Genomic DNA, 18620 nt, shown 5'->3' with positions numbered 1-18620 from the left:
GGGCGGACGCCAAGGCCATGAACCTGTACAGCTATTCGTCGCTTTGCAGGCTGTTGGGGTCAAACACCCCTCCGAAACCACTGTTACCAGTTGGAGCGGTTTCAGTTTCAGAAGCACCATCTTCGCCTTCGTTTTCATCACCACCCAGAGAATTTGGGGCGAACACATTGCCAAAGCCGCTGTTATTGGATGGTTTTGGCGCGGTTTGTCCGCCACCCTGTTCGGCCTCTTGAGCTTCTTGCTGCTTGCGACGTTCCTCACGCTGTTTGCGCAACTCCTGGATCCGCTGTTCCGCTTCCAACTGCTTTTGCTCACGGATATCGGCGATACACTGCGCAGGATTATAGGTCGCCGCCGTTCCAACCACGGTGATCGTTGCGACGGCAAAAACGACCAGTAGAACAGCAGCCATGTTACCGGCAAAGAAGCTGGGCAGTTTGATCTTACCTGCAAGCTCTTCCACCGTTGCGTTCTTGCGGGCTGCTGCCACCAGTTCCTGACGTTTCAGCTTGGCTTCGTTCATGAGCGCAAAGAAAACCGTCAGCGCTACGATGATGAAGGCCAACGCCGAGATCGCGGGCGTGATTCCATAACGGACCTTTTGAGCCAGTTCGATCGTCAATGTCGGGTATTCACCGAAGGTAAAGGTGGTGGTGTTGTAGTTCTCGAACGATGCGAGGAACGCCAAAACTGCCGCTGATGCAATCGCCGGACGCATGAACGGCAGCAGGATCTTGCGGAAAGCCTGTGCGTGGCTGGCACCAAGGTCAAGCGCCGCTTCAGTCAGCGCCATGTCGTAGCGCTGCAAACGCGCCACCAACACCAGCATGCAGTAGCTGGCGATAAAGGTAGATTGGCCGATCACCGTCAGGAAGATGCCATTTGAAAGGAAGCTGTCTGCCCCCAATCCCAGCATCCTGTTGATCCGGTCCCAGAACACCAGCGTCGAGATACCCAGAACCACGCCGGGGATCAGGATCGGTGCGATGATGATAGTGTAGTAAGTCGCGCGCAGTTTTGGCCAGATCTGGGTCAGCAACAGTGCGCCTGCCAGGCCCATGGCGACTGACAGGATGACTGTGCCAATACCGATGATCAGAGAGTTCTTAATACCGTTCAGGATCCGCTGATCCTGAAATAGCTCGCCGAACCACTGGAATGTGAGGCATTCCCACGGACTCATCCGAGGGAACCCGGACGAGTTGAACGCAGTGATCGACATGATCACCAATGGACCCAGCAGGTACAGGAAGAAGATCGCCAGATAGACCCAGATGCTTATACGGAGGAAGGAATTGTTCATTTCCCGATATCCCCCATGTTCACTTTGAACAGGCGCATAACGGCCAGCACGAACAGGATACAAGTGACCAGTAGGACGATCGCGTACGCGGCCCCTTGTGGCCAGTCGTTGTTGTCATTGAATTGCTGATAAATCAGCTGTGTGAACCACAAGCTGGACGGACCGCCCAGAATCTGCGGTGCAGCCAATGCACCGGCAGACAACATGAAAACCATGGTACAACCCGAGCTGATACCAGGCTTGGCGTAGGGAATGACCACACGCCAGTGTATTCGCCACCACGGCGCACCCAGATCGCGTGCCGCTTCGATCTGGTTTTTGTCCAGACTTTCAATGACGTTGTACATCGGGAAGATCATCAGCAGGATGTAGGCATACCCAAGACCTGCATAGAGCGCGATGTCATTGCGGATGAAATCAAACGGCACATCCCAGATACCCAATCCCATGAACAGCGTGTTCAGCACCCCGGTCTCACCGAAGATTATGCGCAACGCAAAGGCCCGCAGAATCTCGTTAATCCAATAGGGAATGATCAGCATGATCGCGAAGATGCGGATATGGCTGCCTTCGGATTGACCCAAATAGTAGGCAATCGGGTAGCAGATGATCAGGTTAAAGATTGTCACACAAACAGCGGCCACAAGGGTTCGGAAGAATACCCTCAGGTCGACTGTGTTATAGTCCTGACTGCCGCCCTCCGGGCCATAGATCAAGTATTTGTAGTTCTCCAGAGTATAGACGTCCTTAGGACCGCCAATCTCTGGCGGCGGAAGGTTCGGACGGAACGAGAAATCCAGCATCGACAGCTGCGGCAGGATGATCAGGCCGATGGTCCAGAACAGAACCAGGCCCAGGATCGCCAAGCCCATTCCGGTTCCGTTGCGGTTGAAGAATTCCTTCAGAAAATGGGGCATGAGTTTATCCCCTTATTCTGCGGCCAGTTCACCGGCAGGAACAACGACGGCATTGTGCGTTTCGTATTCCAGCGTGATGTTCTGCCCGGTGTGATCGTCGAAAGACTGCCCGTGGTTGGGGATCGAGACCTTGATTTCCTTGCCGCCTTCACCCTCGGTAAAGATATTGAATGCGTTTCCTTCGAACTCTTCATGGTTAACCCGGGCAGTGACAAAATGATCTCCCGTTGCCCCTTCAGGAGCAATGGCGAAGGCTTCGGGTCGGATGAACATCATCGCGTCGTCGCCTTCTTTCATCTTGCCCTGATTGGCCGTTGAGATCCGTGCCACCAGATCACCCGAGCGGTTGGTCGATATCAAAGCTTCGGTGCCCATCACCTGTTTGACTTTTCCTCGGAACACATTGTTTTCGCCAACAAAAGAGGCAGCAAAAGCCGTGTTGGGATCGTTATAGATCGTTTTTCCGTCGGCAATCTGGTCAATCACGCCGGCGCGCATGACGGCGATATTGTCTGACATCGTCAGCGCTTCGCCTTGATCGTGCGTGATGTAGATAAAGGTAATACCGACCCGTTGCTGAATCTCACGGAGTTCGGTCCGCATGTGCTGGCGCAGTTTCAGGTCAAGCGCCGACAGAGGTTCATCCAGCAACAGCACGTCCGGTTCCGCGCACAGAGCGCGAGCGATCGCCACACGCTGACGCTGACCGCCCGACAATTCGCTTGGCAGTTTGTCTCCCTGCCCCGGCAACGCAATCATGTCCAGAAGCTCATCGGCACGCCTGCGGCGCTCGGCAGCACTGGCCCCTTTGATTTCCATGGAAAACGTAATGTTTTCCCAGACTTTCATCAGCGGAAACAAAGCGAGATTCTGAAAGATCAGCGCTGTCGGACGCTTGTTGGGCCCGATACCGCGCATATTGTTGCCGCCAATCAGAACATTGCCTTCGCTCGGTTCAAGAAAGCCCGAAACAGCCCTTAGTATGGTTGTTTTACCGCAGCCGGATGGCCCGAGGAACGAAAAGAAATCGCCTCCGTTGATGTTGACGTTTGCATCGCGCACGGCGACGAAGTCACCGAAACGGATCCACAGGTTTTCCAGATCGACTCCGACCCCTGCACTCATTTTTGGTTTCTCCCTGAAGTGCGTGTTTTCACCACACCATATTAGTGTCCGTCACGCCGGGACGGCGCGCAGAAGGGGCCCCCCGCCAAAAGCGGAGGGCGAAGATTCGGAACGCTTAAGCGCTCTTGAATTTGTTGACGAACTCGGTCCGGGTTTCGGCGTACCAAGGCGCTTCGGCCGGCCACGGATTGAGGTTGGCCAGCGAGTCGCCCGGATAGGCTTCGGCAAAGTTCTTCTTGTAGGTGTCGCCGGAATATTGGTCAGCACCCAGCACCGGCGAGTTGTAGCCGTGGCTGTCAATGGCAACACCGGCAGGCTTGGCCTGATAGGCGAAGTCGATGAAGGCGTAAACCTGGTCGATATTCGCAGCACCAGTCGGCATAGATATACCATCCACCCAAGCCATCGCACCTTCGACAGGTGCCTGATAATGCACTGGCTCGCCTGCGGACTTCAGTGCAAGTGGCGGGCCGTCCCAAGTTTGACCTACAATAACGCCTTCATTCAACAGGCCGTTTTTCTGTGTATCGGCATCGTTCCAGATAAGCTTGATGCGATCCTTGCGGGCGACGCACCAGTCGGTGATCTGGCCCCAAACCTTGCGCATGGTGTCTTCATCACCGTACGCGGCCCAGACCGAACCCGGCTCCATTTCGCCAGCGCGTTCCATGTAAAGACCTGCACCCAGCATCATCGAATGCGCGCGGCCCATGGTTTTGCCAGCGTTCGCTTCCGACCACACATCGCCATACGACGGAGCGTCACCTTCCGGCAGCCACAAGTCAGTACGATATGCGATGCCTTCTGTACCCCAGATATGCGGCAGCCAGTGCGCACCGGAACCACCAAAGTCCCAAGCGTCGGTGCCAATCTTGGCCATGGCGGGGTTCACCAGATCGATCGGAACCTTGTTCATGTCAAAAGGCTGCAACAGCTCCAACGGCTCCCACTGAAGCGAGCGGTTGTTGGTCGGTGAAACGATATCAAAGCCCTGACCTTTGGTGGCCTTCATCTTGTTGATGATTTCTTCATTCGAGCCGATACCGGTGTAGTTCACTTTGATTCCCGTAAGGGTCTCAAACTCTTCGATGAAGCTGGGCGGCAGATAATCCGACCACATCAGAATGTTGATTTCGCCCGACGAAGCCAGAGCGCTCTTGCTGTACAGGGGTGCCGCAAGTGCCGCGGCGCCCGCGCTTTTCAGCACAGAGCGTCTCGAAAGAGTCGAATGTTTAGTCATAAGTGTTCTCCCGTTGTTGGATTAGTTTGTTATTGTTTTTTATTCATAGGACTTTCTGTGCCCGTTCGTCAGTCCAAAAGTGACAGTTTGCGGAATTCTTATGTCCAGTTTTGATTCTTGACACGTTTTGGTTGAATTTCAGGGCGTTAGTTTTCCTGCCAAACGGTGAAATCGTGCGCGCCAACCGGATCATAGCCAATCAGCATGCGTCGCGCTCCACCTTCAGGCAGGGGTTTGGACATGTCACCAAAATTGAAGGCAAAATGCAACGTACCGCGCCGGGTTAAGCGCATGTCGGGATCGCAGTCCAGAGGCTTCAGCCCCGCCCATTCCAGGACATCCCGCATAATCACCCGCAAGAGCGCACCGCTGGGGACCATGGCCAGATATGTTGCGCGATCTGACCGGATGACCGCTGGGCTGGCGTCACAGTAGGCACTTTTGAAGCGGGCCAGGACATTTTCCTCGGTCTCGACGATTTCGCGCCACCCACTAAAGTCAAAGAGCTGACCGTTTTGCAGTTGTACGGATTCCCGCGCGATATCAGGAAGCGATTCAACACGGGCAATACGAACGCCGGTCAAGTTTGCCAGCGCACCCGGGGCCAGATTTGAAGGGGTGTGCATTTGCGGCGTTTTGCTGCCGGACCGGGCGCCAATCAAAAGCTTTGCCCCTGAAGCATCAAGTCTTGCGGCCAGATCCGAGGTCACAATCATGCTTTGCGGAAGTACGATCAGGGCGTAACCGTCCAGGTCATCCTCGGGCCCCACAAAATCAATGTCCACCCCCAGACTACGCAAGGCAGTGTACCATTCGCGAAAGATATGGGAATTGGGAAAGTGATCATCATGCGGCAGGATATCGGCCGCCCAGATCGAAGCGTAATCCAGCATCATCGCCACCGAGGCTTTCCTGCGCGTCGTCGGCGGCAAGTTTTCGCAATCTTTCACAACCTGAACCAGCTCAAGAGCGGCTTGATCGGCACTACCATCCGCGCGCAGCAAAGCTGTATGGTATTGTTCCTGCGCGAACTTTGCCTGTCGCCATCGAAAGAACATCACAGCTTGCGCGCCATGGGCATAAGCTGCCCACGTCCAAAGCCGAACCATTCCCTCTGCCGGAGAAGGATTCTGAGCCGCCCAGTCCACCGGCCCCGGTTGCTGTTCCAGCACCCACATCCGACCCTGCCCCTGACTGCGATACAAATCGCAATGAAACCCCTGATAGTCTGGCGCACCGGTCCGCAGATAGCGGCGCTTTTCTGTCTCTGACAGGGTTGAGCCCATCAGATTGCCCAGCGGGTAGCTGTCAAAGCCGACGACATCCAGATCTGCGGCCACTGCGTGGTGATCAAACTCGAAACTGCCGGCCATGAAGTTGTGCGTGATATCGCGACCCGGCGCGTGTTTTCGCAGCACATCCACCTGTGTCTTGTTGAACAGCCGTACCCGATCCGAGGAATAGCGCATGAAATCCAGCGCATGCGTGGGGTTGGGTGTGGCGACCAAACCGTTGGGCAGTTCTATCTGGTCAAAGCCGGAATAGCAGGTCCCCCAAAACACGGTCCCCCAGGTCTCGTTCAGTGCGTCGATTGTGCCGTATCGTTGTGCCAGCCAGCGCCGAAAGCCTGCCCGTGCAGCATCAGAATAGCTGAGAGCGGTGTCGTGGTCGTTGTACTCATTGTCGATCTGCCAGGCATGGACATGAGGGTTCTGGCCATATCTGGCGGCATATTCCGTCGCTATTCTGTGCGCCTCGGCCAGATATACGTCACTGGAAAAGCAATAATGTCTGCGCGACCCATACCCTCTGACCCCACCGTCCGGGCCAACCGGCAGGATTTCGGGGTGCTCATCAATCAGCCATTTGGGAGGTGCAGCCGTTGGCGTCGACATCATGACCCGCAGGCCGGCCTGCCCCAGAACCTCAATGACTTCATCCAGCCAGTCCCAGCGAAACTGACCGCGTGCCGGTTCAATCAGACCCCAGGTGAACTCGGCGATCCGAACCCAATCCAAACCCATCTCGGCCATCCGCGCGGCGTCACTGCGCCACTGGGACGGGCCCCATTGTTCGGGATAGTAGCAAACCCCAAGCTCCAGTTTGCTCATCTGCTATCCTTTGCCGTGCGCCGTTCGATCCATTTCAGGAAGCTTGCGCAACCGAGGGTGAGTACCACGTACAGAATTGCCGCCGTGTTGAACGGCGCAAATGGCAGAAAGCTTGCTGCCTGAAACTCTCGCATCCTTTGGGTCATGTCGCGGACGGACAGGATGGACAGCAACGAGGTGTCCTTGATCATCGCGATAAACTCATTTCCCAGAGGTGGGGTTACGATCCGCAAGGCCTGAGGCAACACGATCAACCGCGCTGTCTGCCAGCGGGACAAACCCAGGGAACTGCCCGCTTCCAATTGCCCTTTGGGAATAGCCTCAATCCCCGATCGGAATATTTCGGCCATATAGGCCGAGTACCCTACCGAAATCGCGATAATCCCGCGTGTCATGTTGGTCATATCAATGCCGCCCCCAGTGGCATCCTTGACCGCGCCCGCCAAAGGCAGACCGATATAAAGGATGATCACCAGCATCGGAATGCCGCGTATCGTGTCCACAAAGAATTCAGCCCCGACCGCCAAAGGATGCAGCTTGTGCTGTGCGCCGCCGATGGTCAGCGTGAGTAGCAAAAAGCCAAAAACGGCGAAGGCCAGCGCGGGATTTCTGTATTTGTCAGGCAAGAAAACTGTCTGCCATAGAACCGGATAGCCTTGTGTGTGAGCGTCTACTGGCACAAAGGCTCCGGACACGCTGTCGACGGTTTCTATCTGCTCCAAAGCCGCGACAGGATCAGTGGCACTGCGTATGCGGTATTGCTGGTCGCCGGCACCTTCGAACTCGCCGAACCGGATGACGTCAGCCTGCGCCTGTGGCGTGCCACGTACAATGGCGATGCGCCCTTCGGTGCTTCCGACCAGAACGTAACTGACCTGCGGCTGCATGAAGAAAAAGGCTGATATTGCAAGCAATGTCAGGCTGATCGAGCCATACAGGATCGTGGTACGTGCCTTTGGTTTGAACGACTGCAACCCCACCCAGATCAGGCCCAGAATGGCCGAGAAGATATAGGCGAAGATGGCCGCGCGGAATGTAATGGCTACGCCTGTCGCGAACTGCCAGTGGGCCATGAACATCAGATAAAACAAAACCGCACCTGTAAGGCATTCCAGCCCCAGTAGAACGCGCCAGCGCCAACGGGGTTGCAACCGCGCCGACAGCAGACACAAGGCGACAACGGCTGCGTATACTGCCAGAAGAACTTGCAGACCTGTTTGAAGCTGGGTCACGACTTCGGGATACAACACCCACGCCTGGCTGGACCTGTCGATAAGGGATGATGTGTTCTCGCTGAGCGAGTGAAAGAAAACGGATTCCACGAAGGGCATCAAAAGCTGTGGAGATACGAAGCTTGAGACCAAAAGCGCAATTGATGCGGGCAGCGCCGCTAAGGCGGAAACGCGCAACCAGCCCGGGGCATGATTTGTAAAACGCGTATACCGAGCGCAGAGATATCCAAGGATTGCAACCGAGACGATCAGCAGAAAGCCGACGAAAACAGGCCCTGCATTGTTGCCGATCCCCAGAATTGCAATCAAAGATCGCAGGTATTTCGAAGACGTGGCGAATAGATAGAAGATGAAGGGAGCGGCTGCGAGCAACACAAGATTGCTCGGGCGGATCGTGCTGAGACGCGACATGGTACTTCTCCGCTGAAACATGGCCCGGCAAACTCAGCCGCCGGGCCCAAAAGGGCTTGAAGGATCAGTTTGCGCCCCAGTATTTGGCTTTCAGCGTGTCCAGCGTGCCGTCTTCCTGAATGGCTGCGAGACCGGCATTGATTGCATCCACCGTCGGGTCACCTTCCTGAAACACGATACCCAATGGATCCGATTGCAGGCCTGTGATGCCTACGGTCAGCTCTCCGGCAAACTCCTGCTCGTAGGCAGCGGCGGACGTACCATCAATGATCACCCCTTGCACGTCTGCGTTCTGCAGCGCCAAAATAGCCGCCGAAAAGTTGTCGTAGAGGCTGACATTCTCGCGCCCCACAAGCTCTTCCGCCAGTTGGGCATTGGTCGTCGCGGTTTGTGCCGCCAGTTTCTGGCCACCCGCTTTGAAATCCTCAAGCGTCATATCCGCGTTGTCGACCTGCAGCAAAATGGCCTGACTGACAACGATGTAAGGTTCGGAAAAGTCCATAGTCTCTTCACGCTCGGGCGTGATCGATACGCCCGAGATGACCAGATCGAATTCACCCTGCTGAAGCGCCGCAAAGATGCCGTCCCAGGCGGTGTTTACGAAATTCGGAACGCAATTGATCTTTTCGCAGATTGCATTCATCACATCGACATCAAAGCCTACGATTTCACCGGTTGTTTCGTCGACGGTTTCCATCGGGGGGTAGGTTGCATCCGTTCCGATCTTGAGTACGCGACCTTCCAGATCGGCGGCAAAAGCCACCGGCGCTGTCAGCATTGCAAGCGTTACAGCGGCTAATAGGTTTCTGAACATGTTCGGTTTCTCCTCTGTTGGCTCAGTTGGTCTGCGCCGTACCCGGCGCCGGGGTGTCAGGTTGTCGCTCGATCAATGTGGCCCTGATCTTTTTTTGAGTTTCGGACGGATCAACGCCGTCCAGTGCTTTTAGCATGAATTCACCCAGCAGGCGGCTGGTCTCGCCAATCGGCAAATAGTAGGTGCTGGGCGGGGGGACGAAATACTGGCTGAGTTTCAGGTCGTCGTTTGAAATTAGGACGACATCCCTGCCGACTTGAACACCCATATCGGCGGCTCCGGACAAGGCGCCAAGGGTCATCGCCTCGTTGGCGCAAATAATGGCGCTTGGTCGGTTGCGCATTCGCATGAGCGCCGCAAAGGCCCTTTGCCCGGTTTTCGCAGTGGTCGGGCCGGGGAAAACAAGTGCCGGGTCAAACTCTATGCCACCTGCCGACAGAGCATCTGAATATCCCTGGCGACGCTGGTGTGCATAGATCAGGTCATCCGGCGGGTTGATAAGCGCAATCCGCTTGTGCCCCAATGCCAGCAGCCGAGCCGTCGCATCAAAAGCGGCAGCCTGACTGTCGAGATCCACGTAGGGATGCGGTTCGACACTGTCGCTCATGCCGTATGTGACAAACGGAAAACCTTTATCTTGCAGATAGGCGATACGCTGGTCGTTCACCCGTGTTCCGGAAAAGATCACCCCATCTGCCGACCCTTCCTGCACGATAGAGTGAAGGGTTCGCAGTGCGGCGTCGCCATCTCGTATGCTGAAGACGCTCAACTGATAGCGTGATCCCTGAACCGCGTCGGATATTCCGGCCAAGATCCTCGTAAACTCCACACCTTCCCACTCATCAGCGGCGTTGTCTGAAACGCTGACCAATACCGCAATCCTGTGGGATTTGTTGGTGCGCAGTTTCAGGCCATCCAGATTGACCCGGTACTCAAGCTCGGAAGCCGCCTTCTGAATTTCGTCCCGCGTTTCGCGCTTTACCGAAGAGGCTCCGCGCAGGGCGTTTGACACTGTTCCGATTGAATAGCCGGTTTTTTTGGCAATCGATTTGATCGTTGCCCGCGCCATCAGCCGATACCCTCTAGCTGTTCAGTCAAAAACGACCGGCCGGTTTGCAAAGTACGCTTGTGATCTGCGGTTTCATCATGCTCGACAAAAAGGTCGGTGCACTTGGTCCTTAGAAGGGCTCGTAGCGTGGCGTCCCAATCGACAACACCCTCACCCAGATCACGCCAACGCCCGTCACCTGATCCGCCCTGCGGGTCCACGTCCTTTGCGTGGACAGACAGGATGCGTGACGCGTGACGCGTGATCAAATCAGCTGGGCACTGACTCGCCGCAACGAGCCAACCGATATCAGGCTGCCAATAAATGTTTCCCTGCGCGAGAATCTGATCAAGAGGCGTTTCACCCGGCTCGCCATTCAGATCAAAGTCGTGGTTGTGGTAGGCTAGACGGATGCCGTGATCCCTCAGCCGATCTGCCCAATCGGACAACTGGCCCGACACTGCCTTCCATCCCTCGACAGTGCCGGGCCGCGCCTGTGGCGCTAGCCAAGGCATGACCGCCACCTGGCATTCCAAAAGATGCAGTACTTCAACGATGTCGTCGAAACGCTCGTTGAACTCCTCCCAATCGAAATGTGCAGAACGAAGGTTAAGACCTGATTGATGGACGATGCGTGCCATCTCTTGCGGTGTCATGTCATGCAGCCCGGTGGTTTCGATATCCGAAAACCCACAAACGGAAACCAACTTCAGTTGGTCCGTGAGGTCACCGCATTGCCGGATCGTGTAAAGCTGCGCTGATACCCTCATTCTTCACCATTGAAACGTTTCAAATATGGTGAAATACAAAATGCAACTCTGTCAAGAACTGCATTTCGTTGCTAATTGCGCATGGATAATCCGTTGTGGAACAGATGCACCTTATCCGGTGCGGCGGTGACCGAGACTGTCTGGCCACGCAGGTTTCGCTGAATCCCCGGCAGTTTCGCAATCACCGCATCCGCACCATCGGCTTGCTCAAAATACAGCAACGTGACTTCGCCCAGGGCTTCGGTAAAATCCACTTTCCCGGACAGAATCGCGGTTTCCTTTGTCGTGACCAAGTCTTCGGGACGCACCCCGATATTAACCTTTTTACCCAGGTCACTGTCTTCAGTTGGAACCCCGGACTTTGCAATCCCGCCTGATGACAGTTCAACGGTTGTCGTTTCGCCGGTTCCAGTGATTGTGCCGGATAGCAGGTTCATGGAGGGCGACCCGATGAACTGCGCAACAAACTCGTTGTCTGGAGTTTCATAAAGCTCGAGCGGTGTCCCGACCTGCGCGATGCCCTTGTCGGCCAAAACCACGATCCGACTGGCCAGAGTCATGGCCTCGACCTGATCGTGGGTCACGTAGATCATGGTGCTGTCAGGCATAGCCTCTTTCAGGCGCGCAATCTCAATCCGTGTGGCCACCCGAAGTGCTGCGTCGAGGTTTGAGAGGGGTTCGTCGAAAAGATACACCTTTGGGTCACGTACAATCGCGCGCCCGATGGCAACCCGTTGACGTTGGCCCCCGGAAAGAGCTTTTGGCAGGCGGTCCAGGAATGGTTCCAGCTGAAGGATTTGAGCGGCACGATCTACGGCAGCATCAATCTCGGCTGCGGGCATTTGTGCAATTTTCAGGGCAAAGGCCATGTTTTCGCGAACGGTCATGTGGGGATACAAGGCGTAGCTTTGGAACACCATCGCGATGCCCCGCTGTGCAGGCGGAACATCGTTCATAACCTGTCCTTCGATTTCCAGCGTGCCGCCTGTAATCTTCTCCAGCCCGGCGATCATCCGCAACAGGGTGGACTTGCCACATCCGGAAGGACCAACAAAAACGATCAGTTCGCCCTGTTCAATGTCGAGATTGATGTTCTTCAAAACATCGACAGGGCCATAGGACTTGGCGACATCTGTAAGGTTGAGTTCAGACATGCGTTATCCCTTTTTCCTAAACATCAGGATGAACTGCGCCGCGTTCAGGATAACGTTGCCGCTTCCCTCAATGCCGCCCAAGTCCTGACCCATGACCTGCCAACCGCCTTCGGGCAGTTTGAACTCGGCAGTGTCTGCACCCAGTTTGAACGCACAGAATATCTGCTCATGTGAATCCTCACGTACAAAAGACAGAACCGAACCCGTTTCTGTCATCCCGGTCTGCGCCCCCATTGCCAAAGCAGGATGCGCATGCCGCAAGGCAATGGCGCGACGGTAGTGATTCAACATCGAATGTGGATCCGCCTCCAATCGGTCTACCGCGTGCCCGGCCTGCTGTGCGCTAACCGGCAGCCAGGGTTCTGCGGTGCTGAAACCCGATTGTTCATCTTGTGCCGCCCAAACCATCGGTGTGCGGCAGCCGTCGCGGCCCTTGTACTCGGGCCAGAACTCGATGCCATAAGGGTCTTGCAGTTTCTCGAACGGCACGTCCGCTTCGTGCAGGCCCAGCTCCTCGCCCTGATAGAGGCAGGCAGAGCCGCGCAGGCACATCATCAGAACCGCGTGCTGGCGGGCTGAGGCGTCGTCCAAATTCCAGCGCGAGACGTGACGCTGCACGTCGTGGTTGGAAAACGCCCAACATGGCCACGCGTCCCCTGCCTTCGCCTCTAACTGATCAAAAACGTGCCTGGTGTAAGCGGCTGTCAATGCGCGTTTTTCCAGGAATTCGAAGGCATAGCACATGTGCATCCGTTTATCCCCAGATGTGTACTCGCCCATGATCTCGAGCCCGCGCTGCGCATCTCCGACCTCGCCCAGGCAAGCTCGGTCTTCATATTCGTCCGTCAAAGCCCGCAGTCGTTCGAGGAAGGCGATGTTCTCGGGCTGGCTTTTTGAAAACACGTGATCCTGATGGTTGTAAGGATTCACTGCCGGTGCGATCGTGGCGTTGCGTTGATCCATCGGCAGCGCGGGATTGTCGCGCAGCGCCTTGTCGTGGAAATAGAAATTGATGGTATCCAGCCGAAAACCATCCACACCCAGATCAAGCCAGAACCGCGCCACGTCCAGCAACGCATCCTGAACAGCCGGACAGTGGAAATTCAGATCCGGCTGCGATGTCAGGAAGTTGTGCAGATAATATTGCAGGCGTCGGGCATCCCATTGCCAGGCCGAGCCGCCGAAGATCGAAAGCCAGTTGTTCGGAGGCGTGCCATCCGGTTTAGGGTCCACCCAAACATACCAGTCGGATTTCGGGTTCTCTCGACTTCTGCGGCTTTCGCTGAACCAAGGGTGCTGATCTGATGTATGCGACAGAACCAGATCAATCATGATCCTTAGACCCTTCGCATGGGCCTGATCCAGAAGCTCTTTGAAATCCGCCAGCGACCCGAACATGGGATCGACATCGCTGTAATCGCTGACATCGTAGCCAAAATCCTTCATCGGCGATTTGAAAAACGGCGAGATCCAGATTGCATCAACGCCCAGAGAGGCGATGTAGTCCAGTCGCGCAGTGATGCCCTTCAGATCGCCGATCCCATCGCCGTTGCTGTCCTGAAAACTGCGTGGGTAGATCTGATAGATCACCCCCCCGCGCCACCAGTCCGAAGACAGTTTCGTTGCTTTGCATTGTTCAAGGTTGTTCTGCACGTTCATCAGACGCCTCTATTTGACAGATCCGGCCAACAGGCCGCGGACCAGGTATTTTTGCATTGCGAAGAAGACGACCAGCGGCACGAAGATCGAGACAAAGGCAGCGGTCGCAAGGATTTCCCAGTTGCCGCCACGTGTACCCAGCAACTCGACGATGCGGTTCGTCATCACGGTTGTCTGGCCGGTCGCGTCGATCAGGAAAACCTTGGCGACAAGCAGGTCATTCCATGTCCACAGGAACTGGAAGATTGCGAAAGACGCCAGCGCCGGGAAGCTGAGTGGCAGGATCAGTTTGGTGAAGATCTGAAACTCGGTGGCGCCGTCGACGCGGGCGTTTTCGATCAGATCACGCGGCAATCCGGCCATGTAATTTCGCAGCAGGTAAATCGCTAGGGGCATCCCAAACCCTGTATGCGCAAGCCAGACGCCCAGGTATCCTTTACCGATCCCGATATTGAGGTGAAATTTCAGCAACGGGATCAAGGCCAATTGAAGCGGCACGACCAAAAGGCCAACAACGGCCGCGATCAGCAAGGCCCGTCCGGGGAAATCCATCCACGCCAGCGCGTAAGCTGCAAAGGCGGCAACCAGAATCGGGATTATGGTCGCTGGGATGGTCACTGTCAGCGTGTTGAAGAACGCCTTGGCCATGCTGTCTGTACTGCTTTGATCCAGAAGAACCTTTTGGTAATTTTTCAAAGTGAACTCGGGCGGCAATTCGGCCGTAACAAAGATGCGTGCGCCGCGATCACCTGTGAACTCTTCGGTGTTCTCCATCCGGTAGTTGCCAACCGCATCCACCGTGATCGTGCCACCTCGCCGCAGTTCTGCTGTTTGGCCCGGCTCAAACGCATCTACCTCGCGCGAACTGATACCCCATCTGGAAATCGTTGCTTGCTCATCTTCGCCGAACAACGCCCCCTGAATGACATACACTCCGTTTTCCAGCACCTGCGTCTCCGGTGCGGCACTGCGAAGGGTCAGATTTTGTTCGGAGGGGAACAGCGACCGCCACCAGCCGCTGGACGATATCTGATCTGCCGTCCGAAAGGATGAAATCAGCAAGCCAAGCGTGGGGATGACCCAAAGGGCCACAAGAAAGACGACTGACAGATGCACCACCCATCTGAGCGCGGGTTTCGTTCCTGCGATATCGCTCATGGCTTACTCCATCTCCTTGCGTGCATTGCGCACGTTCCAGACGAGGATCGGCGCAACAAGCAACATGATCACCATGGCCGAGGCCGACCCGACGCCCCAGTCATTGGCGCGGAAAAGCTTGTCATACATGTAGTTTGCCAGCACCTGCGTCTCCCACTGGCCGTTGGTCATGGCAAAGACGATGTCGAACACTTTGAGAACGGTGATCGTGATCGTCGTCCAAACAACAAGGATTGTGGTTTTGATCTGCGGCACCTTGATCTTGAAGAAGATCTGAAAGGGATTGGCGCCATCCAAAATGGCCGCCTCGATGGTTTCTTCGGGAATACCGCGCAAGGCCGCCGACAGAATGACCATGGCGAAACCCGTCTGAATCCAGATCAGGACAACCATCAGAAAGAAACTGTTCCAGAAGGGAATTGTTAACCACGTGTTGGGTTCGGTGCCGCCGAAGAAGATGTACAGCGCGTTCAGGATTCCTATCTGGTCTTGTTCAGCTGGTCGCGCGTCATAAACCAGTTTCCAGATCACCGATGCACCAACAAACGAAATGGCCATCGGCATGAAGATCAAGGACTTGGCAAAGTTGCCCCAGCGGATGCGGTCAGTCAGTTGCGCCACGAGAAGACCAAAAGCCGTTGACATGGCTGGTACGACAATCAACCAGAACATGTTGTTGCGCATGGCTTCCCAAAACTTCGGCTCAGCCGCCATTTGGGTATAGTTGTCCAGGCCGACCCATCGGTATCCGCCACCGGGCACACGTTCCGTAAGCGAAAGGCGCAAGGTTTCAACCACCGGATACGCCAGATAAAGCCCCAGCGCAGCAAGCGCCGGGAACAGGAACAACCATGGACGGATCAAGTTCGCGCGGTTGATGTTTCGGCCCGCATTCGGACCACGCGGCGGAAACAGGATTTTGTCCAGAAACTGGTTGGAAAAGTAGAAGTAGCCCACGCAACCCAACACGCCGATGGCGATCGTCAGCAGGCCTTGAAGTGCGGGTGTCATGGTGCGCCCATCCGTTTGGCAAGTGGGGCGGCCCTAGGACCGCCCCATGAGTTGGTCACTTGGCTGCGTCCCAGGATGCCTGGATTTCACGTGCCACGGTGGCTGCATCTTTTGCACCCGAAGAGTAATCGACCATCCCGGTCCAAAAAGTACCTGCCCCAACCGCACCCGGCATCAGGTCAGACCCGTCAAAGCGGAAGGTTGTTGCGTTGGTCAGGATTTCGCCCTGTCCGCGCTGTGAATCATTCGAGTAGTTCTCGGGGTCTGCACTCAGGTGGGGCGTCAGGAAGCCATCCTGCGACATCATGATCTCATGAGCGAATGGCGTCTTCAGGAACTCCATAAATGATTCGGTGGCCGGGTTCGGGTTCGTGATCGTGAACAGTGTCCCTGCCCCAAGCACTGGTGTGCCCAGGTCTTTTTCGGCGTACGCCGGGAAATAGAAGAAGTCAGCGTCAACCCCCAATTCCGTGCCTTCAGGAAAATAGGCGGGAATAAACGACGCTTGCCGATGCATCATGCAAGCCGGCGGGCTATCGAATAGACCCTTGGGGCTGTCCCGGAAGTCAATTGCCGCCGTGTCGTCTGCATTACCAACCACATATTCGTCATTGCGGGTAAAGCTGCCATATTCCTCAATCGCAGCGATGACGCGGGGATCATCGAACTTGATCTCGTTGGAAACCCATTGGTCATAGACTTCTGGTGGTTGCGTGCGCAGCATAAGATCTTCGACCCAGTCCGTTGCGGGCCAACCCGTTGCGCCACCCGAGGCCAAACCGACGCATAGGGGCGTCTCACCGTCTTCGACCATCTGATCCATCAGCGTTTTGAACTCTTCCATGGTTTCGGGCACTTCATACCCAAAGTCTTCGAAGTTTTCGGGCACGTACCAGACCAGAGACTTGACATTCACATTGAAGAAGAATCCGTAGAAATCGTCGACTCCGTCGGCGTTTTGAAACGTTCCCAGATCCACCCAGGACTGACCGGCAGCAAAGTTTTCCTTTATCCAGTCCGCCGAGCCCTCGGCCAAAGGTGTCAGATACCCCTGCTTGGCGAGGTTTGCCGCCAGACCGGGCTGCGGGAAAACAGTCAGGTTCGGCGCGGAACCTGCGGCTGCATCAATCAGGATTTGCTGTTCCAGAGAGTCCGAGCCCACATAGCTGGAATTCGCACCTGTTGCTTCGTCGAAATAGGCCACAAGGTTCTCGAAAGACTTGCCCTCGCCAGCCAGCCAGGGGCCGAAAATAGTCAGGCTTTCGCCGGACAGATCATTTGCTTCGGCAAAGGCCTGAAACCCATCCCAGTCAAAACTGCCCTCGCCGACGGCGTGGATCAACTCACCCTCCGCCTGAACTGATCCGGCTATCAGGGCGAGTGCCGCCGCACCTGCGTAAAGCGCGTTTTTCATCAAATCCTCCTCCCAAGCTATCGTGCGCTCAAAGACTCGCTTTCAAAGCGCTTTGGATATTGCGTGTTATCCGCTAACAATAGCTCTCTGTCAACATTTTGCTTCCCATCGCCAAAATTACTTATATTTTCTGCTTTCCACGCAAAATAAGTTGACGGAAGCAGCATTTGCTCACAAAACAAAAAAGAACCACTCAATTGAAGGCGCTTTGAATCGTAAAATGAACCTGAAGCAGCTCTCGGAAGTTCTGGGTCTTTCGCAAACTACGGTCAGCCGGGCGTTGAACGGGTACCCTGAAGTGAGCGAGGACACACGTGCGCGCGTTCAAGCTGCGGCGCACAAACATGGGTACCGCCCGAACAGTCGTGCCAAAGGGCTTGCAACCGGACGATCCATGGTAATCGGCCACGTGATTCCCAGCTCGTCACAACATGAAATGGTCAACCCGATCTTCGGGGATTTCGTCGCCGGTGCCGCAAAGAAATACGCTGAACATGGCTATGACATGATGTTCACCAACGCCGACGACACCTCGATTGAAGAAGCGTATCGGAGTCTCTTTCAGCGGGGCGCGGTGGACGGAGTCGTGCTGCAAGGCCCCAAAGTGAACGAACCACGGATCGAAGTCCTGACCCGCATGGGCGTCCCATTCATCGTGCACGGACGCTCAACCGGCGTCGACACTTTGTATGACTGGATCGATGTGAACAACAAAAGCTCGTTCATGCGTGCCACGCGCTTTCTGATTGACCTTGGCCATCGCCGTATCGCTCTGATCAACGGTTTGGAAGATATGGATTTCGCCCAACGCCGCCGCGACGGATATCTTGAGGCGCTTGGGCGGGCCGGGCTTGCGCCCGATGCAAATCTGATGCGCAGCGCTGAAATGACAGAGGTTTACGGCCACCACGAAACGCAAAACATGTTGCGCCTGGACACCCCTCCGACTGCGATTCTGTGTTCGTCGATGATATCCGCCATCGGTGTGCGGCGCGCTCTGTCCGAAAGCGGGCTTGAGATGGGTGCGGATGTATCAGTGATCGCCCATGACGACGACCTGTCCTATTTGAAGAACGGGCAGGATGTACCTATCTTCACCGCAACGCGCTCGTCCGTCCGGCAGGCAGGTGAAATGGCTGCTGACATGTTGATCCAGCGCATCAAATCTCCGAATGATCCAGTCAAAACTAGATTGCTGGAGGCCGAACTGGTAGTTGGCAGGTCAACCGGCCCTGCGCCCAACAGGTTGTAGC

General features: G+C 55.7%; 15 protein-coding genes. 1 reads left to right on the top strand and 14 read right to left on the bottom strand.

Features of this window, described 5'->3' with window-relative positions:
• Nucleotides 1-31 precede the first annotated feature (31 nt).
• The 14 genes from AC2FFA_RS09880 to AC2FFA_RS09815 all read right to left on the bottom strand — a co-directional run bounded on the left by AC2FFA_RS09880 (nucleotide 32) and on the right by AC2FFA_RS09815 (nucleotide 17367).
• Complete coding sequence (locus AC2FFA_RS09880; protein WP_117873219.1) at nucleotides 32-1303, bottom strand: ABC transporter permease; 1272 nt, start codon at nucleotides 1301-1303, stop codon at nucleotides 32-34.
• On the bottom strand, nucleotides 1300-2220 hold the full coding sequence (locus tag AC2FFA_RS09875) for an ABC transporter permease (RefSeq protein ID WP_117873217.1): 921 nt from the start codon (nucleotides 2218-2220) through the stop codon (nucleotides 1300-1302). Before AC2FFA_RS09875 ends, AC2FFA_RS09880 begins: the two co-directional genes overlap by 4 nt.
• Nucleotides 2221-2232: 12 nt before the next feature.
• On the bottom strand, nucleotides 2233-3345 hold the full coding sequence (locus AC2FFA_RS09870; RefSeq protein ID WP_117873215.1) for an ABC transporter ATP-binding protein: 1113 nt from the start codon (nucleotides 3343-3345) through the stop codon (nucleotides 2233-2235).
• A gap of 115 nt (nucleotides 3346-3460) precedes the next feature.
• The gene (locus AC2FFA_RS09865; protein WP_117873213.1) at nucleotides 3461-4585 is read right to left on the bottom strand and encodes an extracellular solute-binding protein; all 1125 of its coding nucleotides are present in this window, start codon (nucleotides 4583-4585) and stop codon (nucleotides 3461-3463) included.
• Between the two features lie 146 nt (nucleotides 4586-4731).
• Nucleotides 4732-6696: a beta-galactosidase gene (locus AC2FFA_RS09860; RefSeq protein ID WP_496851480.1), complete on the bottom strand. Its 1965-nt coding sequence runs from the start codon at nucleotides 6694-6696 to the stop codon at nucleotides 4732-4734.
• On the bottom strand, nucleotides 6693-8339 hold the full coding sequence (locus tag AC2FFA_RS09855) for an amino acid ABC transporter permease (protein WP_496851478.1): 1647 nt from the start codon (nucleotides 8337-8339) through the stop codon (nucleotides 6693-6695). Before AC2FFA_RS09855 ends, AC2FFA_RS09860 begins: the two co-directional genes overlap by 4 nt.
• 64 nt (nucleotides 8340-8403) lie before the next feature.
• Entirely contained in the window at nucleotides 8404-9153 is a 750-nt protein-coding gene (locus AC2FFA_RS09850) for a basic amino acid ABC transporter substrate-binding protein (RefSeq protein WP_496851476.1), read from the bottom strand.
• Nucleotides 9154-9175: 22 nt separating this feature from the next.
• A complete protein-coding gene (locus tag AC2FFA_RS09845) occupies nucleotides 9176-10222 on the bottom strand; it encodes a LacI family DNA-binding transcriptional regulator (protein ID WP_496851475.1) in 1047 nt (348 codons plus the stop codon).
• Nucleotides 10222-10971: a sugar phosphate isomerase/epimerase family protein gene (locus tag AC2FFA_RS09840; protein WP_496851473.1), complete on the bottom strand. Its 750-nt coding sequence runs from the start codon at nucleotides 10969-10971 to the stop codon at nucleotides 10222-10224. Before AC2FFA_RS09840 ends, AC2FFA_RS09845 begins: the two co-directional genes overlap by 1 nt.
• Before the next feature lie 71 nt (nucleotides 10972-11042).
• Nucleotides 11043-12125: an ABC transporter ATP-binding protein gene (locus AC2FFA_RS09835; protein WP_496851471.1), complete on the bottom strand. Its 1083-nt coding sequence runs from the start codon at nucleotides 12123-12125 to the stop codon at nucleotides 11043-11045.
• Nucleotides 12126-12128: 3 nt separating this feature from the next.
• The gene (locus tag AC2FFA_RS09830; protein WP_496851469.1) at nucleotides 12129-13784 is read right to left on the bottom strand and encodes an alpha-amylase family glycosyl hydrolase; all 1656 of its coding nucleotides are present in this window, start codon (nucleotides 13782-13784) and stop codon (nucleotides 12129-12131) included.
• A gap of 9 nt (nucleotides 13785-13793) precedes the next feature.
• Nucleotides 13794-14942 carry a carbohydrate ABC transporter permease gene (locus tag AC2FFA_RS09825; protein ID WP_496851467.1) on the bottom strand — a complete coding sequence of 383 codons (1149 nt, stop codon included), beginning with the start codon at nucleotides 14940-14942 and terminating at the stop codon, nucleotides 13794-13796.
• A gap of 3 nt (nucleotides 14943-14945) precedes the next feature.
• Nucleotides 14946-15953, bottom strand: coding sequence for a carbohydrate ABC transporter permease (locus AC2FFA_RS09820; RefSeq protein ID WP_496851466.1), 1008 nt, complete (start codon nucleotides 15951-15953; stop codon nucleotides 14946-14948).
• A 55-nt stretch (nucleotides 15954-16008) separates the two neighbouring features.
• Nucleotides 16009-17367, bottom strand: coding sequence for an ABC transporter substrate-binding protein (locus AC2FFA_RS09815; protein WP_496851464.1), 1359 nt, complete (start codon nucleotides 17365-17367; stop codon nucleotides 16009-16011).
• A 220-nt stretch (nucleotides 17368-17587) separates the two neighbouring features.
• Here AC2FFA_RS09815 and AC2FFA_RS09810 point away from each other — a divergent pair, with 220 nt between their 5' ends.
• Nucleotides 17588-18619 (top strand): LacI family DNA-binding transcriptional regulator, encoded by a 1032-nt coding sequence (locus AC2FFA_RS09810; protein WP_117874029.1) that lies wholly within the window; start codon nucleotides 17588-17590, stop codon nucleotides 18617-18619.
• Nucleotide 18620: the final 1 nt, after the last annotated feature.

It is taken from the genome of Ruegeria sp. YTSB088 (assembly GCF_059609825.1).
The sequence above is the reverse complement of the archived record's forward strand: the minus strand, read 5'-3'. Positions and strand labels throughout refer to the sequence as shown.